At 65.3% G+C, this 25,768-nt stretch carries 19 protein-coding genes; 15 read left to right on the forward strand and 4 right to left on the reverse strand.

Annotation, left to right across the window (positions count from 1 at the left end; translation table 11 throughout):
• Positions 1-4 precede the first annotated feature (4 nt).
• The 13 genes from murD (at position 5) to ligA (ending at position 18,542) form a co-directional block, all read left to right on the forward strand.
• A complete protein-coding gene (murD, locus tag IVB36_RS37030) occupies positions 5-1,405 on the forward strand; it encodes a UDP-N-acetylmuramoyl-L-alanine--D-glutamate ligase (protein WP_018454237.1) in 1,401 nt (466 codons plus the stop codon).
• A 238-nt stretch (positions 1,406-1,643) separates the two neighbouring features.
• Entirely contained in the window at positions 1,644-2,795 is a 1,152-nt protein-coding gene (gene ftsW / locus IVB36_RS37035; RefSeq protein ID WP_018454238.1) for a putative lipid II flippase FtsW, read from the forward strand.
• 111 nt (positions 2,796-2,906) lie between these two features.
• Positions 2,907-4,007, forward strand: a complete 1,101-nt coding sequence (murG, locus tag IVB36_RS37040) for an undecaprenyldiphospho-muramoylpentapeptide beta-N-acetylglucosaminyltransferase (protein WP_085349085.1) — start codon at positions 2,907-2,909, stop codon at positions 4,005-4,007.
• Between the two features lie 138 nt (positions 4,008-4,145).
• Positions 4,146-5,549, forward strand: coding sequence for a UDP-N-acetylmuramate--L-alanine ligase (gene murC, locus IVB36_RS37045; RefSeq protein ID WP_204513990.1), 1,404 nt, complete (start codon positions 4,146-4,148; stop codon positions 5,547-5,549).
• A gap of 4 nt (positions 5,550-5,553) precedes the next feature.
• Positions 5,554-6,474, forward strand: a complete 921-nt coding sequence (murB, locus tag IVB36_RS37050; protein ID WP_247294863.1) for a UDP-N-acetylmuramate dehydrogenase — start codon at positions 5,554-5,556, stop codon at positions 6,472-6,474.
• A 22-nt stretch (positions 6,475-6,496) separates the two neighbouring features.
• A complete protein-coding gene (locus IVB36_RS37055; RefSeq protein ID WP_085349138.1) occupies positions 6,497-7,483 on the forward strand; it encodes a D-alanine--D-alanine ligase in 987 nt (328 codons plus the stop codon).
• Between the two features lie 350 nt (positions 7,484-7,833).
• On the forward strand, positions 7,834-8,862 hold the full coding sequence (locus tag IVB36_RS37060; RefSeq protein ID WP_026232695.1) for a cell division protein FtsQ/DivIB: 1,029 nt from the start codon (positions 7,834-7,836) through the stop codon (positions 8,860-8,862).
• Positions 8,859-10,181, forward strand: coding sequence for a cell division protein FtsA (gene ftsA, locus IVB36_RS37065; RefSeq protein ID WP_018454244.1), 1,323 nt, complete (start codon positions 8,859-8,861; stop codon positions 10,179-10,181). Before IVB36_RS37060 ends, ftsA begins: the two co-directional genes overlap by 4 nt.
• A gap of 87 nt (positions 10,182-10,268) precedes the next feature.
• A complete protein-coding gene (ftsZ, locus tag IVB36_RS37070) occupies positions 10,269-12,074 on the forward strand; it encodes a cell division protein FtsZ (RefSeq protein ID WP_018454245.1) in 1,806 nt (601 codons plus the stop codon).
• A gap of 357 nt (positions 12,075-12,431) precedes the next feature.
• Positions 12,432-13,394, forward strand: a complete 963-nt coding sequence (gene lpxC, locus IVB36_RS37075) for a UDP-3-O-acyl-N-acetylglucosamine deacetylase (RefSeq protein ID WP_247394809.1) — start codon at positions 12,432-12,434, stop codon at positions 13,392-13,394.
• 295 nt (positions 13,395-13,689) lie between these two features.
• Entirely contained in the window at positions 13,690-14,595 is a 906-nt protein-coding gene (locus IVB36_RS37080) for an outer membrane protein assembly factor BamD (protein ID WP_026232697.1), read from the forward strand.
• A gap of 13 nt (positions 14,596-14,608) precedes the next feature.
• Complete coding sequence (recN, locus tag IVB36_RS37085) at positions 14,609-16,282, forward strand: DNA repair protein RecN (RefSeq protein ID WP_247294859.1); 1,674 nt, start codon at positions 14,609-14,611, stop codon at positions 16,280-16,282.
• A gap of 106 nt (positions 16,283-16,388) precedes the next feature.
• On the forward strand, positions 16,389-18,542 hold the full coding sequence (gene ligA / locus IVB36_RS37090; protein WP_247361177.1) for an NAD-dependent DNA ligase LigA: 2,154 nt from the start codon (positions 16,389-16,391) through the stop codon (positions 18,540-18,542).
• Positions 18,543-18,716: 174 nt separating this feature from the next.
• On the opposite strand, the gene IVB36_RS37095 is transcribed toward ligA, so the two are convergent.
• On the reverse strand, positions 18,717-19,991 hold the full coding sequence (locus IVB36_RS37095) for a multidrug effflux MFS transporter (protein ID WP_085349080.1): 1,275 nt from the start codon (positions 19,989-19,991) through the stop codon (positions 18,717-18,719).
• 382 nt (positions 19,992-20,373) lie between these two features.
• Entirely contained in the window at positions 20,374-22,203 is a 1,830-nt protein-coding gene (locus IVB36_RS37100) for an aminopeptidase P family protein (RefSeq protein ID WP_018454251.1), read from the reverse strand.
• A 188-nt stretch (positions 22,204-22,391) separates the two neighbouring features.
• Between IVB36_RS37100 and IVB36_RS37105 the strand changes: the two genes are divergently transcribed.
• Positions 22,392-22,571, forward strand: coding sequence for a hypothetical protein (locus tag IVB36_RS37105; RefSeq protein ID WP_018454252.1), 180 nt, complete (start codon positions 22,392-22,394; stop codon positions 22,569-22,571).
• Between the two features lie 24 nt (positions 22,572-22,595).
• Here the strand turns inward: IVB36_RS37105 and IVB36_RS37110 are convergent, their stop codons facing one another.
• Positions 22,596-23,483 carry a 50S ribosomal protein L11 methyltransferase gene (locus IVB36_RS37110; RefSeq protein WP_018454253.1) on the reverse strand — a complete coding sequence of 296 codons (888 nt, stop codon included), beginning with the start codon at positions 23,481-23,483 and terminating at the stop codon, positions 22,596-22,598.
• Between the two features lie 153 nt (positions 23,484-23,636).
• Between IVB36_RS37110 and IVB36_RS37115 the strand changes: the two genes are divergently transcribed.
• Complete coding sequence (locus tag IVB36_RS37115) at positions 23,637-23,801, forward strand: Flp family type IVb pilin (RefSeq protein WP_018454254.1); 165 nt, start codon at positions 23,637-23,639, stop codon at positions 23,799-23,801.
• A gap of 275 nt (positions 23,802-24,076) precedes the next feature.
• Here the strand turns inward: IVB36_RS37115 and IVB36_RS37120 are convergent, their stop codons facing one another.
• A complete protein-coding gene (locus tag IVB36_RS37120; RefSeq protein WP_085385411.1) occupies positions 24,077-25,687 on the reverse strand; it encodes an NAD(P)/FAD-dependent oxidoreductase in 1,611 nt (536 codons plus the stop codon).
• Between the last annotated feature and the right edge of the window lie 81 nt (positions 25,688-25,768).

Raw genomic sequence — 25,768 nt, forward strand, 5'->3', positions numbered from 1 at the left:
ATCGATGATCCCCGTCACGTCCTTTGCCGGCAAGACGGTCGCGGTGTTCGGCCTCGGCGGCTCGGGACTCGCCTCCTGTCACGCGTTGAAAGCGGGCGGCGCCGAGGTGATCGCCGCCGACGACAGCGCCGAGAATGTCGCCAAGGCCGCGCAAGCGGGCTTCATCACGGCTGATTTGCGCAACGTCTCATGGGCGAATTTCGCCGCGCTGGTGCTCGCGCCCGGTGTGCCGATGACCCACCCAGTCCCGCATTGGAGCGTGCTGAAGGCGCGCGAGGCCGCTATCGAGGTGATCGGCGACATCGAGCTGTTCTGCCGCGAAAGGCGCCGGCACGCGCCGGATGCGCCGTTCGTCGCCATCACCGGCACCAATGGCAAATCGACGACGACGGCTTTGATCGCGCATCTCACCAAGGTCGCCGGCTATGACACCCAGATGGGCGGAAATATCGGCACCGCAATCCTGTCGCTGGAGCCGCCGGGCATGGGCCGCGTCCACGTCATCGAGATGTCGTCCTATCAGATCGACCTCACGCCTTCACTCGATCCCTCCGTCGGCATTCTGCTCAATGTCAGCGAAGACCACATCGATCGCCACGGCACCATCGCGCATTACGCCGCGGTGAAGGAGCGACTCGTTGCCGGTGTGCAGGCCGGCGGCACCGCGATCGTCGGCGTCGACGACGGCTTTTGCCGCGATATCGCCGACCGGCTCGATCGCGCCGGCAAGAACGTGGTGCGGATCTCCGTCAAGAATCCGCTGGCCAGCGGCATCCATGTCGAGCACGGCCATATCGTGCGCAATTCGGGCGGCGCGCGCAGTGAAATCGCGGCGCTCGGCGGCATCGGTTCTCTGCGCGGCTTGCACAATGCGCAGAACGCGGCGTGCGCGGCAGCCGCCGCGCTCGCGATGGGCATCGGCCTCGACGTCTTGCAGAACGGCCTGCGCAGCTTCCCCGGCCTTGCGCATCGCATGGAGCAGGTCGGCCGCCGCGGCAACGTGCTGTTCGTCAACGATTCCAAGGGCACCAATGCCGACGCCACCGCGCATGCGCTGTCGTCCTTTTCGGACATCTTCTGGATCGCGGGCGGCAAGCCGAAGGCCGGCGGAATCACCGGCCTCACCGGCTACTTCCCGCGCATCCGAAAAGCCTATCTGATCGGCGAGGCCGCGCAGGAATTTTCGGGCACGCTCGGCACGAAGGTGCCGCACGAGATCAGCCAGACCCTCGACGTCGCCGTCGAGCAAGCCGCATGCGATGCGGAGGCGTCAGGCATCGCTGACGCGGTCGTCCTGCTGTCGCCCGCCTGCGCCTCCTTCGACCAGTATCGCAACTTCGAAATTCGCGGCACCAGGTTCCGCGAGCTGGTGCAGGCGCTGCCGGGCATGAAGCCGGTGGTGTAGGGACGCTGCTGGTTGTTGCTCCGCTGTCGTCGCCCGGCTTGACCGGGTGATCCAGTACGCCGCGGCTGTGGTTATGAACCCTCGACGTCTCTGGAATACTGGATGCCCCGCTTTCGCGGGGCATGACGGGCATTTGAGGTAAGCGCTCGCCTTCATCTCCAATCATCCCCGTTTCCTTAACCCCCCGGTAACCAACCTCGGCGACCAATGGACCGACCTCTGTCCGAAAGCGGCCGCCATGCTCTCCCGTGAAGAACGCACCCCCTTTTCCGAGTGGTGGTGGACCGTCGACAAGCCGCTGATGGGTGCCATCCTGGCGCTGATGCTGACCGGCGTGATCCTGTCGCTGGCGGCGAGCCCGCCGGTTGCGACCCGCATCGGGCTCGATCCCTTCCACTTCTTCAGCCGGCACGTGCTATTCCTGGTGCCGTCCTGCATCGTGCTGCTCGGGGTGTCCTTCCTGTCGCCGCGGGCGATCCGTCGCTCGGCGCTGATCATCTTTGCGGTCAGCATCGTCCTGATCGTGCTGACGCTCGCGATCGGCCCCGAAGTAAAGGGCTCGCGGCGCTGGATCACGCTACTCGGCCTCAATATCCAGGCCTCCGAGATCGCAAAACCGTCGTTCGTCGTCATGGCCGCCTGGCTGTTCGCGGAATCCACTAGGCGGCCAGAAATGCCGGCGACCTCGATGGCGCTGGTGCTGCTCTTGATGCTGGTCTCGCTGCTGGTGATGGAGCCCGACTTCGGCCAGACCATGCTGATCCTGATGGTGTGGGGCTCGCTGTTCTTCATCGCGGGCATGCGGATGATCTGGGTGTTCGGGCTCGCCGGCCTCGGCGCCGCCGGACTGTTCAGCGCCTATCTTTTTGTTCCCCACGTCGCCGGCCGCATCAAGCGCTTCATGAATCCGGCCTCGGGCGACACCTTCCAGGTCGATACCGCCATGGAGGCCTTCTACAATGGCGGCTGGTTCGGCCTCGGACCGGGCGAGGGCATCGCCAAGCGCAGCCTGCCCGACAGCCACACCGATTTCGTGTTCGCGGTTGCCGCCGAAGAGTTCGGCATCATCCTGTGCCTCGCGATGCTGGCACTGTTTGCTTTCGTCGTCATCCGGACGCTGTCGCGCGCCTATGCCAACGAGGACATGTTCTCGCGCTTCGCGGCCTCGGGCTTGGCGATCCTGTTCGGCGTGCAGGCCGCCATCAACATGTCGGTCAATCTCCAGCTCATCCCCGCCAAGGGCATGACGCTGCCCTTCATCTCCTATGGTGGCTCCTCGATCGTGTCGCTGGCCTATGGTGTCGGCATGATGCTCGCGCTGACGCGGCTGCGCCCGCGCACCGAAGTCGAGGCGAGCGGCCACGCCGAGGCGATGCGCAGCTACGCATAGTTTTTCGTCATTGCGAGCGAAGCGAAGCAATCCAGAATCTCTCCGCGGTGGCAGTCTGGATTGCTTCGCTGCGCTCGCAATGACGAAAGAGTCCTTGTAAAACTCGCCACCATGGACACCTCCCCCCTGATTCTTCTCGCCGCGGGCGGCACCGGCGGCCATCTGTTTCCGGCCGAGGCGCTCGGCGTCGAGCTGATCCGGCGCGGCTTCCGCGTCCGCCTCGTCACGGACGAGCGCGCGCTGCGCTACAGCGGACTGTTCACCAAGGACATGATCGACGTCGTCTCGAGCGAGACTGCGCGCGGACGCAATCCGCTGCAGCTCGCCTATGCCGGCCTGACGCTCGCGGCCGGCACGCTGTCCGCCTACAGCCTGATCAAGCGACTGAAGCCGGTCGCCGTCGTCGGCTTCGGCGGCTATCCGACGCTGCCGCCGCTGGTCGCCGCAAAATTCGCCGGCGTGCCCGGCATCATCCATGACGCCAATGCGGTGCTCGGCCGCGCCAACCGGTTCCTGTCGAGCCGCGTCCAAGCCATCGCGACGTCGTTGCCCGGCGTGCTCGATCGCGATCCGGCGCTATCAGGCAAGACCACGACGGTCGGCACGCCGATGCGTCCGGCGATCCTCGCCGCAGCTGGCGTGCCATATGCTGCGCCTGAAGTGAACGGTCCGCTGCGCCTGCTCGTCGTCGGCGGCAGCCAGGGCGCGCGCATCATGGCCGACATCGTGCCGGGCGCGATCGAGCGCCTCGAGCCTGCGCTGTGGAGCCGGCTCGTCCTCACCCAGCAGGTGCGCGACGAGGATATGGCGCGCGTGCGTGCGGTCTACGACAGACTGAAGATCAAGGCCGAGCTCGCGCCGTTTTTCACCGATCTTCCGGCACGGCTGGCCTCCAACCATCTGGTGGTGTCGCGCTCAGGCGCCGGCACCGTGGCGGAACTTGCCGCGATCGGGCGGCCCTCGATCCTGGTGCCGCTGCCGGGCGCGATCGACCAGGACCAGTTCGCCAATGCCGGCGTGCTGGCCAAGGTCGACGGTGCGATCCGCATTCCGCAGACCGAGTTTTCCTCCGATCGCCTCGCCGCCGAGATCTCCGCCTTCGCCGCCGAGCCCGCGCGTCTTGCCGCCATGGCGCAGGCCGCCCGCGGCGCCGGCCGGCTCGACGCAGCGGAGCGGCTGGCCGATCTGGTGGCCAAAATCGCGGGAATCTGACGCGAAATCGGCCGGAATTCCTACTTTTGCCGTCATGGCCGGGCTTGTCCCGGCCATCCACGTCTTGCAAGAAGTGGTAAGGATTCGTGGATGCCCGGGACGAGCCCGGGCATGACGAAGGGAACTGCGGGATACACCATGAGACTGCCGCGCGAGATCGGACCTATCCACTTCGTCGGGATCGGCGGGATAGGCATGAGCGGAATCGCCGAGGTGCTGCTCAATCTCGGCTATTCCGTGCAGGGTTCGGACGCCTCCGACAATTACAATCTCGACCGCCTGCGCAAGAACGGTGCGAGGGTCTCGGTCGGCCACAAGGCGGAGAACGTCGACGGGGCCGAGGTCGTCGTGGTTTCTACCGCGATCAAGCGCGACAATCCGGAACTGACGGCGGCGCGCGAACGGCGCATCCCCGTGGTGCGCCGCGCCGAGATGCTGGCCGAGCTCATGCGGCTGAAGAGCTGCGTCGCCATCGCCGGCACCCACGGCAAGACCACCACGACCACGATGGTCGCGACGCTGCTCGACGCCGGCGGCCTCGATCCCACCGTGATCAACGGCGGCATCATCAATGCCTACGGCTCCAATGCGCGTCTCGGTGCGGGTGACTGGATGGTGGTCGAAGCGGACGAGAGCGACGGCACGTTCCTGAAGCTGCCGACCGAGGTCGCGATCGTCACCAATGTCGATCCCGAGCATCTCGATCACTTCAAGACCTTCGAGGCGGTGCAGGACGCCTTCCGCCATTTCGTCGAGAACCTGCCGTTCTATGGCTTCGCCGTGATGTGCATCGATCATCCCGTGGTGCAAACCCTTGTCGGCAAGATCGAGGATCGACGCATCATCACCTATGGTGAGAATCCGCAGGCCGATGTGCGCTTCGTCGACCTGACCCCGGCGGGCGGCGGATCGAAGTTCAAGGTTGCCTTCCGCGATCGCAAGACGGGCGCCGTGCACGAGATCTCCGATCTCATGCTGCCGATGCCGGGGCGCCACAATGCCTCCAACGCGACCGCCGCGATTGCGGTCGCGCGCGAGCTCGGCGTGTCGGACGAGGCGATCCGCAAGGCGATCGCCGGCTTCGGCGGCGTCAAGCGCCGCTTCACCAAGACCGGCGAGTGGAACGGCGTCACCGTCATCGACGACTACGGCCATCATCCGGTCGAGATCGCGGCGGTGCTGAAGGCGGCGCGGGAATCCACCAACGGTAAGATCGTCGCGGTGGTGCAGCCGCATCGCTACACCCGCCTGCAGTCGCTGTTCGAGGAATTCTGCACCTGCTTCAACGATGCGGATGCGGTGATCGTCGCGGAGGTCTATGCTGCGGGCGAGACGCCGATCGAAGGCATCGATCGCGACCATTTCGCCGCGGGCCTGCGCGCCCACGGCCACCGCGAGGTGATCCCGCTGCCCGCGGCGTCCGATCTCGCTGGCATCGTCAAGGGCGTGGCGAAGTCCGGCGATCTCGTCGTGTGTCTGGGCGCCGGCAACATCACGCAATGGGCGTATGCCTTGCCCGGCGAATTGAAGGCGCTGGGGTAGCGCAGTGAGCTTCCCCGACATCACACCCGACCTCAAAGCCGTGATGCCCGATCTTCGCGGCCGGCTGCTGGCGAACCAGTCGCTCGCCGAGCTCACCTGGTTTCGCGTCGGAGGTCCCGCGCAGGTGCTGTTCACGCCGACGGATGAGGACGATCTCTCTTATTTCCTCGCGCATCTCGCAAGCGACATTCCCGTCTATGTCGTCGGCGTCGGCTCCAACCTGATCGTGCGCGACGGCGGCATGGCGGGCGTGGTGATCCGGCTTGCGCCGCGCGCCTTTGGCGAGGCGAGCGCGAGCGGCGATGTCGTCACCGCGGGCGCAGCCGCGCTCGACAAGCGCGTGGCGGAAGTCGCCGCGTCGGCCAATATCGGCGGGCTCGAATTTTACTTCGGCATTCCCGGCACGATCGGCGGCGCGCTGCGCATGAATGCGGGCGCCAATGGCGGCGAGACCAAGGACGTGTTGATCGAGGCGCGTGGCGTCGGGCGCGACGGCACGAAGCACATCTTCTCCAATGCCGACATGAAGTTTGTCTACCGCAACAGCGGCGTCGATGCCTCCATCATCTTCACCTCCGCGCGGTTCTGCGGCGAGCTCAGGGATGCCGAGGCGATCCGCGCGCGCATGGCGGAAGTGCAAACCCATCGCGAGACCGCGCAGCCGATCCGCGAAAAGACCGGCGGCTCGACCTTCAAGAATCCGCCCGGCCATTCCGCCTGGAAGCTGGTCGATGCCGCCGGCTGCCGCGGTTTGCGCGTCGGCGGTGCAGAAGTCTCCGAGATGCACTGCAATTTCCTGATCAACACGGGCAATGCCACCGCGCACGATATCGAGACGCTGGGCGAGACCGTACGTGAACGGGTGAAGGCAAATTCCGGAATTGAGCTACACTGGGAAATCAAGCGGATCGGAATTCCCGGCTAATTTGGACAAGCGACGAGAGAACATGCGCATCACCATCCTCTTCGGCGGCTCCAACCGCGAACGTCTGGTTTCCGTCGCCTCAGCCCAGGCGCTGCATCAGGCGCTGCCCGAGGCCGATCTCTGGTGGTGGGACGTCGAGGACAAGGTGCATGTCGTGCAGTCCAAACAGCTGCTCGAACATGCCCGCCCGTTCGAGGACGAGTTCAAGCCGGGCACGTCGGGCATTCCGTTGGAGCAGGCGCTCGACCAGGCCAGGGCGGAGGACCGCGTGCTGGTGCTCGGCCTGCATGGCGGGCGTGCCGAGAACGGCGAATTGCAGGTGATGTGCGAAGCGCGCGGCGTGCCGTTCACCGGATCGGGCTCGGCCTCCTCGCATCTCGCGTTCGACAAGATCGCGGCCAAGCATTTCGCCGCGCTCGGCGGCGTGACGCCGCCGGCCAACATTGCGCTGGACCAGATCGACGAGGCCTTCGCCGAATACGGCCGGCTGATCGCAAAGCCCGCCAGGGATGGCTCGAGCTACGGCCTGATCTTCGTCAACGCCAAGCAGGATCTCGTCGCCGTTCGCAATGCGGCCAAGCACGAAGAGTACGTGATCGAGCCCTACATCTCCGGCGTCGAGGCGACCTGCGGCGTGCTGGAGCGGCCGGACGGCTCGATCATCTCGCTGCCGCCGATCGAGATCATTCCGGGCGAGGGCAGTTTCGACTACGCGGCGAAATATCTTTTGAAGTCGACCCAAGAGATCTGTCCCGGCCGTTTCGCACCCGAAATCACCGCCGCGCTGAAGCACCAGGCGATGCTGGCGCACCGGGCGATGTCGTGTACCGGCTATTCCCGTTCGGACTTCATCGTCTCGGACAAGGGGCTGGTCTATCTCGAAACCAACACGCTGCCCGGCCTGACCAAGTCCTCGCTCTACCCCAAGGCGCTGAAGGCCGAGAGCATCGAGTTCGTCGACTTCCTGCGCGGCCTGATCGAGCTCGCTGTGGCCGGTGTGCGAAAATAATTAGGACTGGTTAACGGCCGAACTGGCGAAACGGCCGGTTTTGGAACCCAAAACCGGTAAAATGCCGGATATTGCGGCATAAATGCCTCACAGGCCTGGGCAAAAAGCTCACGTCGTTAACGAACTTTACCTTTTGTTTACCAGGACGTCCGAAGGTTAACGCTGGCGGCGCATATGACGCTTTGGCTGCCGGCGCGTGGACCGTTGCGGGTGTTGTCACCCCCAGCGAACGCTCTGAAGGGGAGAGGTTTTCTTCTGCTGAAGACCAGCACCCGGCCCGGCAAGTCCGAGACGTCATGTTCGCCAGGACCCGCGCGATGTCGCGGGCAAACTGTTGACGAGCTCGTGCAATGGATGGAGCAGGAAGCCTCACTCGGTCGCTTTTCAGATCGCTGAGGCCCCAAGCTGACCTGAAGGCGGCCGCTATCGGAGCGGTCGTGCTTCTGCGCGAGTGGGTGCAGGACAAGCGTCAGGAAAGAGTTCTCGGCGCCCGTGCTGCCGCCAAGGAAAAGACCAGGGCCAAAGCCATCGTCGAGCGCGAGCCGCCGCCGCGGTTGGTCGCGCTGGTCGAGCGCTATCTGCCGCGCCGGGTCGGGATCAGCATGACGGTGCTGCTCCTGATCGGAAGCTGCGGCTTCGGTATCGTCAAGGGCGGCCATCTCCAGGATTTCATCACGGCGGTCAACGACACCCGCAACGCGCTGGCCAATTCCGCCGGCTTCCGCATCACCTCCGTCGTGATCAACGGTCGCAAGCAGCTCAGCCAGGACGAGATCCTCGCGATCGGCGGCGTCAGCGGCCGATCCTCGCTGCTGTTTCTCGACGCCGACGCCGTGCGCGACAAGCTCAAGGCCAATCCCTGGATCGCGGATGCGACCGTGCTGAAGCTCTATCCGGGCCAGCTCATGATCGAGCTCACCGAGCGCAAGGCGTTCGCGCTGTGGCAGGAGGCCGGCCGGCTCTCCGTCATCGCCGATGACGGCGCCGTGCTCGAACCCTACGTCTCGCGCCGCTTCCTGTCGCTGCCGCTCGTGGTCGGCAAGGGCGCCGAGACGCAGGCCCGCGATTTCCTCGCTTTGCTGGCGCGCTATCCGCAGGTCAATTCCATTACCAAGGCCGCGATCTTCGTCGGTGAGCGGCGCTGGAACCTGAGGCTCAAGGACGGCCTCGACATCCGCCTGCCCGAACAGGACGTCGGCAACGCGCTTGCGATGCTGTCCAGGCTCGACAAGGAGGACAGGCTGTTCTCCCGCGACATCGTCGCCGTCGACCTGCGCCTGCCCGATCGGCTCGTCGTGCAGCTGTCCGAGGACGCCGCCAAGGCGCGCGACGATTTGTTCAAGGACAAGAAGAAGAAAAAGGCCGGGGACGCTGCATGACCGGTCTTGATCGCACCCAGACACCGAAGACACGCCCGATGCCGCACAAGCGCGGCGGCCTCGTCGCCTGCCTCGACATCGGCACCAGCAAGATCGCCTGCATGATCGCGCGGCTGAAGCCGTCGGCGCCGAGCGAAGCCCTGCGCGACCGGACCCATGCGGTGGAGCTGATCGGCTACAGCCAGATTCAGTCGCGCGGCATGAAGGCCGGCGCCGTGATCGATCTCGGCGAATGCGAGCAGGCGGTGCGACAGGCCGTCGGGCTTGCAGAGAAAATGGCCAAGGTGCGGGTCGAGTCCGTGCTGCTGTCGGTCTCCGGCGGCCGGCTCTCCGGTCAGCTGGTCGAAGCTGCGGCCGACATCCGCGGCGGCGCCGTGACACCGGCCGATGTCAGCCGCGTCACCTCCACCGGCATGCGCCACGCCACCGGCGAAGGCCGCACCGTGCTGCACGCGCTGCCGGTCGGCTACACGCTTGACGGCGTCAAAGGTATCCGCGACCCCCGCGGCATGGTTGCGCATCAGTTCGGCATCGACATGAATGTCGTCACCTGCGACGCCACGGTGGCGCGGAACCTGATGCTGGCGGTCGAACGCTGCCACATCAACGTCGAAGCAATGGCGGCAAGCCCCTATGTGGCAGGCCTGTCGGTGCTGACCGACGACGAGGCCGATCTCGGCGCCGCCGTGGTCGAAATGGGCGCGGGCACCACCACGATCGCGGTCTTTTCCGGCGGCCACTTCGTGCATGCCGCGGGTTTTGCGGTCGGCGGGCAACACATCACGATGGATCTGGCGCGCGGACTCTCCGCGACCATTGCCGATGCCGAGCGAATCAAGACGTTATACGGGACCGTCATCACCGGCGGATCGGACTCGCGTGAGCTGATGTCTGTACCGACAGCCGGTGACGAGCAGGATCTGCCGCAGATCGTCTCCCGCGCTACCATCGCCAACATCGTCAAGCATCGTGCCGAGGAAGTCTTCGAAATGGTTCGGGACAAGCTGAAGGACTCGCCCTTCGCCTCGGAGCCGAACGGCCGCGTCGTGCTCTCGGGCGGGGCCTCGCAGCTCACGGGTCTCGTTGAGCTCGGAACGCAGATTCTCGGCCGGCCCGTGCGGGTCGGACGTCCGCTCGGTTTCGGCCGGCTGCCCAACGAGGCGAAGAACGCCGCCTTCGCGGTGCCGGCCGGACTGCTCGTCTACCCGCAATATGTTCACCACGAACATGTCGAACCGCGGCATACGCGGCAGCAGGTCAGGACGGGGACCGGCGGGTATTTCGGAAAGGTCGGACGATGGCTACGCGAGGGCTTCTGATGACTCCTTCCCGCAATATTCGATTTTCACCAACTCCCGCGGCCGCCGGCCGGGGCGAACCCACGCGCGCGTGATCGAGAGGCAAACATGACCATCAGCATCAATGTTCCTGATATTCACGAACTGAAGCCCCGCATCACCGTGTTCGGCGTCGGCGGCGCCGGTGGTAACGCCGTCAACAACATGATCACGGCGGGCCTCCAAGGCGTCGACTTCGTGGTCGCCAACACCGACGCGCAGGCGCTGACGATGTCGAAGGCGCAGCGCATCGTGCAGATGGGCACGGCGGCCACGCAAGGGTTGGGCGCAGGTTCGCAGCCGGTGGTCGGCGCGGCCGCGGCCGAAGAAGTCATGGACGAACTCCGTGACCATCTCTCGGGCGCCAACATGGTGTTCGTCACCGCCGGCATGGGCGGCGGCACCGGCACCGGCGCAGCTCCCGTGATCGCCAAGATCGCGCGCGAGATGGGCATCCTCACCGTCGGCGTCGTGACCAAGCCCTTCCACTTCGAGGGCGGCCGCCGCATGCGCACCGCGGAAGCGGGCATCAATGAGCTGCACAAGGTCGTTGATACGCTGCTGATCATCCCGAACCAGAACCTGTTCCGGGTCGCGAACGAGAAGACCACCTTCGCCGACGCCTTCGCGATGGCCGACCAGGTGCTCTATTCGGGCGTTGCCTGCATCACCGACCTGATGGTCAAGGAAGGCCTGATCAATCTCGACTTCGCCGACGTCCGCGCCGTCATGCGCGAGATGGGCAAGGCGATGATGGGCACGGGCGAAGCCTCCGGCGACAAGCGCGCGCTGACCGCCGCCGAAGCCGCGATCGCCAACCCGCTGATCGACGATAGCTCGATGAAGGGCGCCAAGGGCCTCCTGATCTCCATCACCGGCGGCAAGGATCTCACCCTGTTCGAGGTCGACGAAGCTGCGACCCGCATCCGCGAGGAAGTCGACCAGGACGCCAACATCATCGTCGGCGCCACCTTCGACGAGGCCCTCGATGGCCTGATCCGCGTCTCGGTCGTCGCCACCGGCATCGAACAGGCCGCGATCGCGCGCAACAGCCAGGCCACCAGCGCTCCCGTGGCGAATCCTGCTCCGCAGGCGCAGCAGGCTCCCGCCGCTCCCGCCGCGGCTGCCGAGAGCCGTCTTGCCGATCTGACCGCGCGGCTGCGCGCTGACAATCAGCGCATGGCCGAGCGCGCCCAGAAGTTCGAAGGACAGACCCCGGCCACAGGAACGGGCCAATTTGCCGCCGCTCCCACGGCTCCGCGTCCGAACGTCGAGCGCGCTGCGCTTGCCGCCATCGCCGCCGCCGTTGCGGACGTTCCGCAGGCTCCCGCGCCGATGCAGACCTATGGCGACGTTACCGTGCGCCCGATCGCGCAGAAGCCCACGCTGTTCCCCGAGCCCGAGCAGGCGCCGATGGCCATGCAAGAGCCGATGACGCCGGAAACCTTCATCCCTCCGCAGGCCGAGCGTGCACCGGTCCGCACACCGCGGATGCCGCGGATCGAGGAACTTCCGATGCCCGCCCAGGCCGAGCTTCGCCAGGCCCGCGGCGAGGTCGAGGAGGAGACCCCGCAAAAGACCCGGCTGTCGCTGCTGCAGCGCCTCGCCAATGTCGGCCTCGGCCGTCGTGACGAGGAGACCGAGGCGCCGATCGCGGCCCGCACCGCCGGTCCCGCGATGCCGCCACTGCCCGATCGCCGCCCCCAGAAGACCGTGGCGCAGCAAATCGCTTCTACCGAGCCGGTGTCTGAGTATGCCCGTCGTCCCGCGCCGCAGGGCCTGGACATGCACGGCCGTCCCGCGCCTGTTGCCCCGGCGCCACAGGGAGATGACCATCTTGATATCCCGGCCTTCCTGCGGCGGCAGGCGACCTGAGGATTGTTACAATAAGGCAGACGAAAAAAGGTCCCGGGGGGAAGCTTGCCGGGACCTTTTCTTTTGCCCCGTGCATATCCGGATTGCGTGGCCAAGCAACTGATTTTAAATCATTAATTACGTATTCGATGGTTCAGTAAAACTACCGAAAACGGTCCCGAACTCCGGTCCAATTTGGTTAAGCCTTGGCGCGAATACGGCGGGTTTGGGGTAACAATCGGTAAAAAAGCGTGAGTTGGCGCTGTTTGGGGCAGTGACTATGGTTTGCCGTGACTTGGGGATACGGATTCGGAACAGCGGTCTAGGCCGCAGTCGGGTTCAGTATAAGTCGCGATGGTCGTAGTGGGGCGGTTCCTGATGAACTTTAGCCGGCAAACAACGCTTCGTGCGCAAGCCAGTGTGGCAGGCGTCGGCGTTCATTCCGGTCTTCCTGTCACGCTCGCGCTTGGACCCGCGCCTGTCGACGCGGGATTTGTTTTTATCCGCACCGGGCTCGAGGGAAGCGACCGCGAAGTTCAGGCCACCGCCGAGCAGGTGATCGCGACGGATTTCGCCACCGTCCTCGGTGATCGCAACGGTCCGCTGGTTTCCACCGCCGAGCATGTCCTTGCTGCGCTGCGGGGAATGGGCGTCGACAACGCCATCATCGAGATCGATGGGCCGGAAGTGCCGATCATGGACGGCAGCGCGGCAGCCTTCGTTGCGGCGATCGACCAGGCCGGCATCGTGACCCAGCCGGCGCAGCGCCGCTTCATCCAGGTTTTGAAGCCGATCTCGGTCAAGATCGGCGACTCCTTCGGTGAGATCAGGCCCTATGCCGACGGGTTCCGCGCCGAGGTCGAGATCGACTTCACCAATCCTGTCATCGGCCAGCAGAGCTATGCCTTCGACCTCAACCCGGAGCGTTTCCGCCGCGAAGTCGGCCGGGCCCGGACTTTCGGTCTGATGTGCGACGTCGCGCGGCTCTGGAGCGCCGGCTACGCGCTCGGTGCCTCATTCGACAACACCGTCGTGTTCGACGAGGAGCGGCTGCTCAACACCGAGGGCCTGCGCTACGCCGACGAATGCGCCCGCCACAAGGTGCTGGACGTGATCGGCGACCTCGCGCTGGCGGGTCTGCCGCTGCTCGGCGCCTACCGCTCGGTACGTGGCGGCCACAAGCTCAACCACGCCGTTCTGACCGCGCTGCTCGCCGACCGCACCGCTTGGCGGGTGGTCGAGGGCGAGGCAGCCCGCCGCACCACGCGTCCGGTGGCCGAAACCGGTCGCGGCATCGTCGGTGGCCGGATCGCCGCGGTCTACGGGCCGGACGTTTCCTGAAGAGAGACGTTTCCTGCAGCGGACGTTTCCTAGACGAGAGACGCGTCCTGAAGAGACCCGTCGCCGCGGGCGTTTGGCGGCGGCTTTCCCCGGGAAACTCCTGGTAACGATGATCGGCTAGGATTGCGGCGCCTCGCCTTAATCCGGGCGGAATGCCTGCCTATCCGGTTGGTTGAAGATCGTTTTTCGGTTACACCGGCGTGGTCGCACGGCAGGCACCACGGCTATATTTCGCGCCCAGGACGGGGTTCATGGGCTGGCGGACACCGCACCACAGGGCGTCAGGGCAATACTCATGTCGGCACAGCGTATGACGCGCGGATATCTTCAAGTCCCGTCTCGAGAAGTCTCGTCTCGAGCCCGTGGGCTGCTTCAGGTTGTCGCCCTCTTCGTGCTCGCGCTGCCGCTGGCCGGCTGCGGCACCGGCGCGCTTTGGGACAAGTTCACCGCCAAGGACGACACCTTCGTCGAGGAGCCCGCCGACAAGATCTACAATGAGGGCCTGTACCTCATGAACGAGAAGAAGGACATGAAGGCGGCGAACAAGAAGTTCGAAGAGGTCGACCGCCAGCATCCTTATTCCGACTGGGCCCGCAAATCATTGCTGATGTCGGCCTACGCGTCCTACCAGGGCGGGGATTATGACAATTGTATCGGCGCGGCCACCCGCTACGTCACGCTGCATCCCGGCAGCCCGGATGCGGCCTACGCGCAATATCTGATCGCCGCCTCGCATTACGACCAGATTCCGGACATCAGCCGCGACCAGACCCGCACCGAGAAGGCGATCGCCTCGCTGGAAGAGGTGGTGCGCAAATATCCGACCTCCGAATATGCGACCTCGGCCAAGGCCAAGATCGAAGGTGCGCGCGACCAGCTCGCCGGCAAGGAAATGAACGTCGGCCGCTATTACGCGCAGAAGCGCGACTACACGGCGGCGATCAACCGGTACAAGGCCGTGGTGACGCAGTACCAGACCACCCGCCATGTCGAGGAGGCGCTGTACCGCCTGACCGAGGCCTATATGGCGATCGGCATCGTTGGCGAGGCCCAGACGGCCGCCGCCGTGCTCGGGCACAATTTTCCTGATAGTCGCTGGTACAAGGACGCCTATAATCTTGTAAAATCAGGCGGTCTCGAACCGAGCGAGAATCAGGGGTCCTGGATTAGCAAGACCTTCAAGAAAATGGGTCTCGGCTAGGAAATAGAATTCCATGCTGGCGCGTCTGTCGATCCGTGACATCGTCCTGATCGAACGGCTCGATATCGAATTCGCACCGGGCCTCGCGGTTTTGACCGGCGAGACCGGTGCGGGCAAATCCATCCTGCTCGATGCCTTTGCGTTGGCGCTCGGCGGCCGCGGCGATGCCGGCCTCGTGCGGCATGGGGCGGAGCAGGGGCAGGTCACTGCCGTATTCGATATCCCAAAAAACCATCCCGCGGCCAAAATCCTCGCGGAGAACGGGCTGGACGATACCGGCGAGATGATTCTCCGCCGGGTCCAGCTCGCCGACGGCCGCACCCGCGCCTTCATCAACGACCAGGCGATCAGCGTGCAGACGCTGAAGGCGGTCGGGGCTGCCCTGGTCGAGATCCACGGCCAGCACGACGAGCGCGCGCTGGTCGATGCCGCCACCCACCGCCGCCTGCTCGACGCCTTCGCCGGTCTCGAAAAGGACGTCTCGGCGGTCGAGGCGCTCTGGGACGCACGCCGCACCGCCAACACCGCGCTGGAGGAGCATCGCGCCGGCATGGAGCGCGCCGCGCGCGAAGCCGATTACCTCCGCCACGCCTCCGACGAATTGAAGCAGCTCGCGCCCAAGGACGGCGAGGAGACCTCGCTGGCCTCCCGTCGGACCACGATGATGCAGGGCGAGAAGATCGCCTCCGACCTGCGCGAGGCGCAGGAGGCGGTCGGCGGCCACCATTCGCCGGTCGCCTCGCTGTCGGCCGCCGTGCGGCGGCTGGAGCGTCGCGGCGTCAACTCGCCGGCGCTGGTCGAACCCGCGGTGAGGGCGATCGACATCGCCATCAACGCGCTGGAGGAAGCCGACCAGCATCTTCAGGCGGCGCTTGCCGCAACCGATTTTGATCCCTCGGAGCTCGAACGCATCGAGGAGCGCCTGTTCGCGTTGCGCGCCGCCTCGCGCAAATATTCGACGCCGGTCGACGGGCTCGCCGCGCTGGCCGCAAGATACGCCGCCGATGTCGTTCTGATCGATGCCGGCGCCTCACGGCTGAAGAAGCTGGAGCAGGCCGCGATCGAGGCCGATGCGCGCTATGCGGCGGCTGCGAAGAAGCTGTCGATGGCGCGGCAGAAATCGGCGGAGAAGCTCAACAAGGCCGTCAATGCCGAGCTCGCGCCGCTCAAGCTCGAGCGCGCAAAGTTCATGACCCAGGTCGAGACCGACGAGGCAGCTCCGGGCCCGCAAGGGTTCGACCGCGTCGAGTTCTGGGTGCAGACCAACCCGGGCACCAAGCCGGGGCCGCTGATGAAGGTCGCCTCCGGCGGCGAGCTGTCGCGTTTCCTGCTGGCGCTGAAGGTCGTGCTGTCCGACCGCGGTTCGGCGCCGACCTTGGTCTTCGACGAGATCGACACCGGTGTCGGCGGCGCGGTCGCGGACGCCATCGGCGGACGGCTGGCGCGGCTCGCCGGCAAGGTCCAGGTGATGGCCGTCACCCACGCCCCGCAGGTCGCCGCCCGTGCCGACCAGCATTTGCTGATCTCAAAGGACGCACTGGACAAGGGCAAGCGCGTTGCGACCCGCGTCAATGCGCTTGCCGCCGACCACCGCCGCGAGGAGATCGCGCGGATGCTCGCCGGTGCCGAGATCACCGCCGAGGCGAGGGCTGCCGCGGACCGTCTGCTCAAGGCGGCGACGGCTTGATTTCGTGTCCCGGACGCGCGCAACCGCAGGGCCCTAAACGTTGAGTCCGGGGTACGAAACTGTAACCGCCTTTACCCTCCTGCCCGCTCCATCGTATCCAAGCACCATGGCCAGAGCAGCAAAATCGAAACCAACACCGCTTCGCGAAGTCGCCGACCTCACCAAGGCGCAGGCCAAGGTCGAGCACATGCGGCTCGCGCTCGAGATCGAGGGGCATAACGAACGCTACTACCAGGACGACGCGCCCACCGTCACCGACGCCGAGTATGACGCGCTACGCCAGCGCTTCAACGCGATCGAGAAGCGCTTTCCGGAATTCGTCAGCGCGGACTCTCCGTCGCAGAAAGTCGGTGCTGCACCATCAGGCCGCTTCAAGAAGGTGCGGCATGCCGTCCCCATGTTGTCGCTCGACAACGCCTTTGCGGAAGAGGATCTGCGCGACTTCGTCGGCCGCATCGTGCGCTTCCTGAAGCTCGACGACGACAAGATCGATTTTTCCGCCGAGCCGAAGATCGACGGCCTCTCGATGTCGCTGCGCTACGAGGGCGGTGAACTCGTCACCGCGGCGACTCGCGGCGACGGCGCGGTCGGCGAGGACGTCACCGCCAACATCCGCACGCTCGAAGACGTGCCGAAGAGGCTGAAGGGCCGCAACGTCCCCGACATCTGCGAGGTGCGCGGCGAGGTCTACATGACCAAGAAGGCGTTTCTGGCGCTCAACGAGCGGCAGAAGGCGGAAGGCAGCACCATCTTCGCCAATCCACGCAACTCGGCCGCGGGCTCGCTCCGGCAGAAGGATCCGACCATCACCGCCTCGCGCCCCCTCGGCTTCTTCGCCTATGCCTGGGGCGAGATGAGCGCGATGCCAGAGGGCACGCAGAGCGGCATGATCGGCTGGTTCGAGCGCTGCGGCTTCAGGACTAACCCGCTGACCAAGCTCTGTCACTCCGTCGAGGAACTGCTGGCGTTTCATCGTGCGATCGAGGAACAGCGCGCAAAACTCGACTACGACATCGACGGCGTCGTCTACAAGGTTGACCGCATCGATTGGCAGGAACGGCTCGGCTTCGTCTCGCGCACGCCGCGCTGGGGCATCGCGCACAAATTCCCGGCCGAGCGCGCCACGACGGTGCTGCGCGACATCGAGATCCAGGTCGGCCGCACCGGCTCGTTCACGCCGGTGGGCAAGCTCGAACCGGTCGGCGTCGGCGGCGTGATCGTGCAGAACGTCACGCTGCACAACGAGGACTACATCAAGGGCATCGGCAACAAGGGCGAAGTGCTGCGCGAGGGCCGCGACATCAGGATCGGCGACACCGTCGTGATCCAGCGCGCCGGCGACGTCATCCCGCAGGTGGTCGACGTCGTCCTCGACAAGCGGCCGAAGGCTGCCAGGGAATTCCAGTTTCCGAAGAAGTGCCCGTGCCCGTTGCACACCGATGTCACGCGCGAGGAGACGGCGGCGGGCGAAGAGGGCTCACGCGCTCGCTGCACCGGCGAGTTCGCCTGCCCCTATCAGAAGATCGAGCATCTGAAGCTGTTCGTGTCGCGGCGCGCCTTCGACATCGACGGTCTTGGCGAGAAGCAGCTCCAGTACTTCTTCGACGAAGGTTTTGTGAAGGAGCCAGCCGACATCTTCACGCTGGAAAAGCGCAACGCAAAGCTCAAGCTGGAGGACATCGAGGGTTACGGCGCAACCTCGGTGCGCAATCTGTTCGGCGCGATCGAGAGCCGTCGCAAGATCGCGCTGGAGCGTTTTATCTACGCGCTCGGCATGCGCCATATCGGCGAGACCACGGCGCTGGCGCTGGCCCGCGGCTACGGCTCCTGGGACGCCTTCCACGATGCCAGCCTGAAGGTCGCCAAGGGCGACGAGGAGGCGATGGCCGAGATGGACGCGCTCGACCAGATCGGCGAGACCGTGATCAAGAGCATCGCCGATTATTTCGGCGAGAGCCACAATCGCGGCATCGTCGAGCGGCTCACCAGGGAGGTCGAGATCATCGACGCGGAGAAGCCGAAGAGCAACTCCGCCGTCGCCGGCAAGACCGTGGTGTTCACGGGCTCGCTGGAGAAGATGACGCGCGACGAGGCCAAGGCCACCGCTGAGCGGTTAGGCGCAAAAGTGTCCGGCTCGGTGTCCAAGAAAACCGATCTCGTCGTCGCAGGCCCCGGCGCAGGTTCGAAGCTCGCGGAGGCCAACAAGCATGGCGTCAAGGTGCTGACCGAGGACGAGTGGCTGCAGCTGATCGGGGAGTGACTCTTCCCTTCTCCCCTTGTGGGAGAAGGTGGCGCGTAGCGCCGGATGAGGGGTTCTATTCTCGAGTTCAAGCTTTGAGAGGGGACCCGCGCGGAGAGAGACCCCTCATCCGGCGCGCTACGCGCGCCACCTTCTCCCACAAGGGGAGAAGGAAGAAGGCCTCACCGCGCCCGATCACATCATCCCGCTCTCTTCCTCTTCCGCCTGCTCGATCAGCGTCTCGCTCATCATGACCTCGCGGCGGGGGACGACGAAGATCATCGTGCAGGCGCAGAGCAGGGAGATCGCCAGTACCGCGGCGGTGAGCGGCAGCGTGGTCGCGGAATGGCCGCCGAGATAGGCGCCGAATTGCGACATCAGCGCGCCGATGCCTTGCTGGAGAAAGCCCATCGCACCTGATGCGGTGCCGGCGGCCTCGGGACGGATGCTGATCGCGCCGGCGGCCGAGTTCGCCATCACGAAGGCATTGCCGACCATCACGATCATCTGCGTGCCGAACAGCCAGGCGGGCGCCTCGTTCCAGCCGGTGAAGCTCCAGAGCAGGTTCAACAGGCTGCCGCAAAGCTGAAGCGCGAGGCCGAACCAGATCAACTTCTCCAGCGAGTGCCTGGGCGCGAAGCGCACGCAGAGCAGATTGCCGACGAGATAGGCAAAACCCGTCGTCGCGAACCACGCGCCGTATTCGGCGCTGGTCCTGCCCATCTGCGTCACCACGATATAGGGGCCGCCGCCGGCGAAGGTGAAGATGATCTGCGAGGCCAGCACCTGGCACATCACGTAGCCGACGAAGGCGCGGTTGCGGATCAGGATGCCGACATCGCCGCGAAAGCCGCTGCCGGCGGCGCGATCTCGGCGCGTCTCGGGCAGCGCGAATGCGATGCCGACGGCGACAATGATCGCGGCGACGGTGATGGCGTAGAAGATCGCGCGCCAGCCGAACGCTGTCTCGATCAGGCCGCCGCTGAGCGGAGAGACCATCTGCCCGATCATCAGCGCCGCGACCACGAGGCTGATCATCGAGGCGACGCGGTCGCGCTCGTAGATGTCGCGGATGATGGCGCGGCTCACCACCATGCCCGCGGCGCCGCCCAACGCCTGGAAAAAGCGCGCGGCGATCAGCTGCGGCAGGGTTTCCGCGAAGATGCAGGCGGCGCTGGCGACCACCATCAGCGCCAGTCCTCCGAGCAGCACCGGTCGCCGCCCGAAACGGTCCGACAGCGGGCCCATGATGAGTTGCGACAGCGCGATGCCGACCATGTACAGCGACACCGTCATCTGCGCGACCGAGATGTCGCTGCCAAAGGTCGTCGCCAGCACCGGCAGCGCCGGAACCAGCATGTAAAGCGAGATCGGCGCGATGCCGGTCATGACGACGAGCAGCAGCAACACCACGCGCGAGGTCGCGAGGTTCTTCGCCGTGTCCGGCGGCTTGCTGATCATGCCGTGCATGCGTGTCCGTCTCGTAGAAATTCGAATCGGACTGTAGCGCGCTCGCGCAAGACGCATATCGGCGTTTCGGAATGCGGCTATACGGATTCCGGGACGGTTATGATGAGGGCGCCATAGCGCCGCTTGGGCGCGTTGCTCGCGTCAAAAAGTCGGTGTCATCGCCGGCTTGACCGGGCGATCCAGTACGCCGCGGCTTCTTCGCATGCGTTTCCTGTCTCTGGAATGCTGGATTCCCCGCCTGCCGCCTTCGCTAAAGCTTCGGCGCCCCTAGACCTCACCCCGGCGAAGCCTTGGCGTAGCCGGGTCGCGGGGCATGACAGCTGTGGTGGAGAAGCAGCCTTGCGCAAAGCGCGTGGAGCCATGCGGCTTTGCGACGACGCGCTTACGCTTTCAACTCCGCCGTGGCCTGGTCCAGCCAGGCCTTGGTCGTCTCGTCCAGCGCCGGCCGCACCTCGGCCCTGACGCGCGCGTGGTAGGCGTTGAGCCAGTCGAGCTCGTCCTTGCTGAGCATGCCGACATCGATCAGCCGGCGGTCGATCGGCGCCAGGGTCAGCGTCTCGAACGCGTTCATCGATTTTTCCGCGCCCTTGATATCGGCTTCGACCACCAGTTCGAGGTTCTCGATGCGGATGCCGAAACCGTCTGTCTTGTAGTAGCCGGGCTCGTTGGACAGGATCATGCCGCGCTTCAGCGGCGTAGTGCCGAGCTTCGAGATTCGCGCCGGCCCCTCATGCACGCTCAGATAGCTGCCGACGCCGTGGCCGGTGCCATGCTCGAAATCGACGCCGGCGGCCCAGAGATATTGCCGTGCGAGTGTGTCGAGCTGCGCGCCGGTGGCGCCGTCGGGAAAGATCGCCCGCGCAATCGCGATGTGGCCGCGCAGCACACGCGTGAAGCGGTCGCGCATCTCGTCGGTCGGCTCGCCCACGGCCATGGTGCGGGTGACGTCGGTGGTGCCGTCTTCGTATTGTGCACCTGAATCGATCAGCAGCAGATCGCCGGGGACGATCCGCCGGTTGCTCTTGCGGGTGACGCGGTAGTGCACGATCGCGCCATTCGGGCCGGTGCCCGATATGGTCGGGAACGACACATCTTTGAGCGCGCCGGTGTCGCGGCGGAATGTCTCCAGCGCCTCGACCGCGTCGATCTCGGTGAGCTTGCCGCTTGCCGCCTCGCGGTCGATAAAGGCGAGGAAGCGTGCCAGCGCCACGGCGTCGCGCCGGTGCGCCGATTGCGTGCCCTTGATCTCGGTCGTGTTCTTGACCGCCTTGAGCAGCGCGATCGGATCGCTGCCGCGCACCGGCTTGCCGCCGGCGCCCGTGATCAGCCGGCTGAGGGCGTCGGCCGCGGTCGCATTGTCGAGCGCGATCGATCCGCCGCTCTTGGCGAGCGCCATCAGCGTCGGCGCCATCGCATCGGGCTCGCGCACGTCGGCGGACTGCTCGAGATGGTCGCGGGTCAGATTTGAGAGCTTGCGGTGATCGATGAAGATGGTGGGACGGCCGTCCTTCGGCACCAGCGCATAGGACAGCGGCAGCGGCGTATGCGCGACGTCGGCGCCGCGGATGTTGAAGGTCCAGGCCACGGCATGGCTGTCGGACAGCACCAACGCATCGACGCCGAGCTTGCCGATCTCGCTCCTGATCTGCGTCAGCTTCTCGGCTTCAGTCACGCCGGCATGTTGCATTCCGTGCACCGTGACCGGCGCAATCGGCGGCTGTGGCCGGTCTTGCCAGATCGCATCGACCGGATTGCTGTCGACGGCGACCAGTTCGGCACCGGCCTTGGTGCAGGCGGCGGCCAAACGCTCGGCTGCTGCAAAAGTGTGCAGCCACGGATCAAATCCTAGGCGGTCGCCGGCCTTCAGGTGTGCCGACATCCAGCTTTCCGGCGGGGGATCGATCAGAGATTCCACGGCCCAGGCCCTTGAATCGACCTGCTTGGCCGCCTGGATCGTGTAGCGGCCGTCGACGAAGACCGCGGCCTCGTGCGTCAGCACCACCGCCAGTCCCGCCGAGCCCGTAAAACCGGTCAGCCAGGCGAGACGTTCTTCGGACGGCGGCACGTACTCATTCTGCTGCTGATCGGCGCGTGGAATCACGAAACCGGTCAGCTTGCGGCGGGCGAGTTCTTCACGGAGCGCGGCCAGCCGGGCTGTCAATGCGACGCCGGCCTCGGGCTCCTCGAATGTCTGGAAATGCGCTTCGAACATGGTGGATCACTTTAGGATCATGCGGATCAGTCCGCAATGTAGACGCATTTGAGGTCGCATCTGGCATGGACTGTGCTTGAACAAGTTCCATTCGAATTGAGTGGAGTACAGGATGCGGCAGTTGCGCTTCGTCCAGATGACAGGGAAATTCGAGCAAGTTGTTCATCTCAACGACGAGGGGACACTCGATGCCAGCGTTCACGTTTGAAAAGATTACGCCGCCGGTGCGCCGCGCCCCGGCTGCGGCAACACCGAAGAAACCGCGCGGCCTGATCAGCCAGATGATCGACCGTTTCGCCGAACGCCGCGCGAGGCGCGCCTCGCAGGCCGAGCGCGCGATGCGCCGGGACGAAGAGACGGCAAAGTAGCGGCATCTACGGCAGCAGCCGTACTCACCCCATCTTCCGCAGCAACAGGCTGCTCCATCCCTGGATTCGCATGTGCTTCAGAGGCACGAGGCCGCGCGCGCGGTAGGCGGCGATCACGGCGGGGACCTGGGGCGTCAACAGGCCGGAGAGGATGACGCGCCCGCCAGGGGCGAGGTGGCGCGTCATCGGGCCCGCCAATTGCCGTAACGGATTGGCAAGGATGTTGGCCAGCACCAGGTCGAACGGGCCGCGTCTGCCGAAATCAGCCGCCGCGAAGCCGATGGCGCGGATCACTCGCACATGGTGACCGACCTCGTTCAACACGGCGTTCTCGGCTGCCACCTTGACCGAGGCCGGGTCGATGTCGGAGGCCAGCACCGCGCGATGCAGCGCTTTCGCCGCCGCTATCCCGAGCACGCCGGTCCCGGTACCGAGGTCGAGCACGCGGTCCGGCCGGGTGCGTTTCAGGACATGGTCAAGCAGGAGTAAACAGCCGCGTGTGGTGCCGTGATGGCCAGTGCCGAAGGCGAGAGCCGCCTCGATCTCGATGGCGAGCTTGTTCGGGGCCACGCGGTCGCGGTCATGGCTGCCGTGGACGACGAAGCGCCCGGCCGGCACCGGGACGAGATCTTCCAGGCTCGACTTGACCCAGTCCCTGGCTTCGACGGTGTCGAAGGCCAGCGTGTCCGCGATCTCATTTCCTGCTGATGTTGCAACGAGTTCGCGCAGCCACGCCCGGTCCGGCGCGTGGGCGAAATGCAGCGCGACGTCCCACTGTCCGTTCGGCTGCTCGAAGGCGGCGACCGCCGCATCATCCTCGAAGAACATTTCGGTGAGGACGTCGACAATGCGCCTTGCGGCGATCTCGCTGCCGATCGAAAAATTGGCGCGATGGGTGGGGGCAGGCTGCATCTCAGGGTTCCGTCCGGTTCAATTTTTGGAACTTTTGTTCCCGATTTTTTTAATAACTTGCATTTATGAGGTTAACCCGACCGCAGGTTGTGCCACGTAGATTTGCGGGTGTTGGGCAACCCACACAGCTTGAAATGGAAAAGGAGGCGAGACTTGAAGCGCATGATTTTGAAATTCTGGACCGACGATTCAGGTGCAACCGCAATCGAGTACGGCCTGATCGCAGCCGGCATCGCGCTGGCGATCATCACCGTCGTGAACGGACTGGGCACCACCATGAACGACAAGTTCACTTCGATTAGCAGCTCCTTAAAGTAATTTCCGCCTCCCATTCCCGGCGGGGCAATTCTCCATACGACTGCTTTCGAGCCGCGCCCGCCGGGGGAATTGCCCCCTGGCGGGCGAAGTCGTTTTGGGGAGAGGTTTTCACAGAATGCCCACAGGCTACCCGCTGGTTTGTCCGGACTTTGTCCACGGATTATCCCGCCGCTCATTCCCGGATTTTCCACCGATTTGTAGCAGGCTTTGAAGGGGCATAACCCACCGCCCTTTCACAGCTTTGCCAACAGTCTGTCCACAGCCCATCCACAGGCTTATCCACGGCTTCCGAACAACGACCGGTGATCCCTCAGGATTGCCTGGGCGGCGTTGTGGCCAGGCGCGCCGGTGACGCCGCCGCCGGGGTGGGCGCCGGAGCCGCAATGATAGAGGCCCTTCACGGGCCCGCGATAATCGGCGTGGCCCAGCATCGGCCGCGCCGAAAACAGCTGGTTCAGCGTCAGCGCGCCGTGGAAGATGTCGCCGCCGAGCAGGCCGAACTGCCGTTCGAGGTCGAGCGGTGACAGGATCTGGCGGCCGAGCACGCTTGTCGCAAAACCCGGCGCGTATTTGTCCACCGTCGCGATCATGAGGTCGGCAACCTCGTCGCGATGGTCGTCCCACGACTTCCCATCGGGAAGCTCCGGCGCGACGTGCTGGCAGAACAGGCTTGCGACGTGGTGTCCTGCGGGCGCGAGCGTGTCGTCGAGCGTCGAGGGGATCAGCATTTCCACGACCGGCTCCCGGCTCCAGCCGTGCGCGCGGGCATCGAAAAAGGCGCGGTCCATGTAGCCGAGATCAGGGGCCAGGATAATGCCGGAGGTGAGATGATCGCCGTCGCCCGGCAGCGCCGTGAAGGAGGGCAGGCGGTCCAGCGCCACGTTCATGCGGAAGGTGCCGGAGCCGTTCTTCCAGTGCCGGATGCGGGCGAGGAAGTCTTGGGGAAGCGCATCGGCGGCGACCAGCCGCGTGTAGAGCAGTTTCGGATTGACGTTGGCTGCGACATATTTCGCGCGGATGGTCGTACCGTTCTCCAGCGCCACGCCGACCGCGCGATCGCGCTCGACGATGACCTCGCGCACGCCTGCATCGGTGTCGATCACAACGCCGCGGTCGCGTGCGGCGCGCGCCATGGCCTGCGTGATCGCACCCATGCCGCCGATGGCGTGACCCCAGACGCCCTTCTTGCCGTTCACCTCGCCGAAGGCGTGATGCAGCATCACATAGGCCGAGCCCGCGGCGTAGGGGCTGGCATAATTGCCGACGATGGCATCGAAGCCGAACAGCGCCTTGACCAGATCATGCTCGAAACGTTCGTCCAGCATCTCGCCGGCCGAGCGGGTGAAGAGATCGAGCAGGCTGCGGCTCTGCTCCAGCGACAGCCCGCGCAGGATGTTGGCGCTCTGGAATGCGTTCACGGCTTCGCGGATCGAGGCCGTGCCGAAACCATCGAGCAGGTTTGGCGGCGCGCGCAGCACGAATTGCCGAAGCACGTCGGCGATATCTTCCAGTTCGCGCGAAAACCCGTCGAGTGCATTTGCGTCATGCGGGCTCAGCCGGGCGACGGACGCCTGCGTCCGCCCCTCGCCGGTGAGAAGATAGCTGCCGTCGGGGGCGGGCAGAAAATTCTGCGCGCGCCGTTCGACGATGCGCAGGCCCTGTTCGGCCAGCTTCAAGTCACGGATCACCAGCGGATTGAGCAGGCTCACGGTGTAGGCCGCGACCGAATTGCGGAAGCCGGGATGAAATTCCTCCGTGACCGCGGCCCCGCCGACCACCTTGCGGCGCTCGACCACGCGCACGCGCAAGCCGGCCATCGCGAGATAGGCCGCGCAGGTGAGGCCGTTATGGCCAGCGCCGATGATGATGACGTCGGTTTCGATCATGAAGGGGTCAGCTGTTCCACGCCCATTCCGGGATGGTCTGAACGACCGGGCTCGGGACATCTGTATATCAAGCATTCCCCG

Origin of the sequence: Bradyrhizobium sp. 35, from assembly GCF_023073215.1 — a bacterium.
Lineage (GTDB): Bacteria > Pseudomonadota > Alphaproteobacteria > Rhizobiales > Xanthobacteraceae > Bradyrhizobium > Bradyrhizobium canariense_D.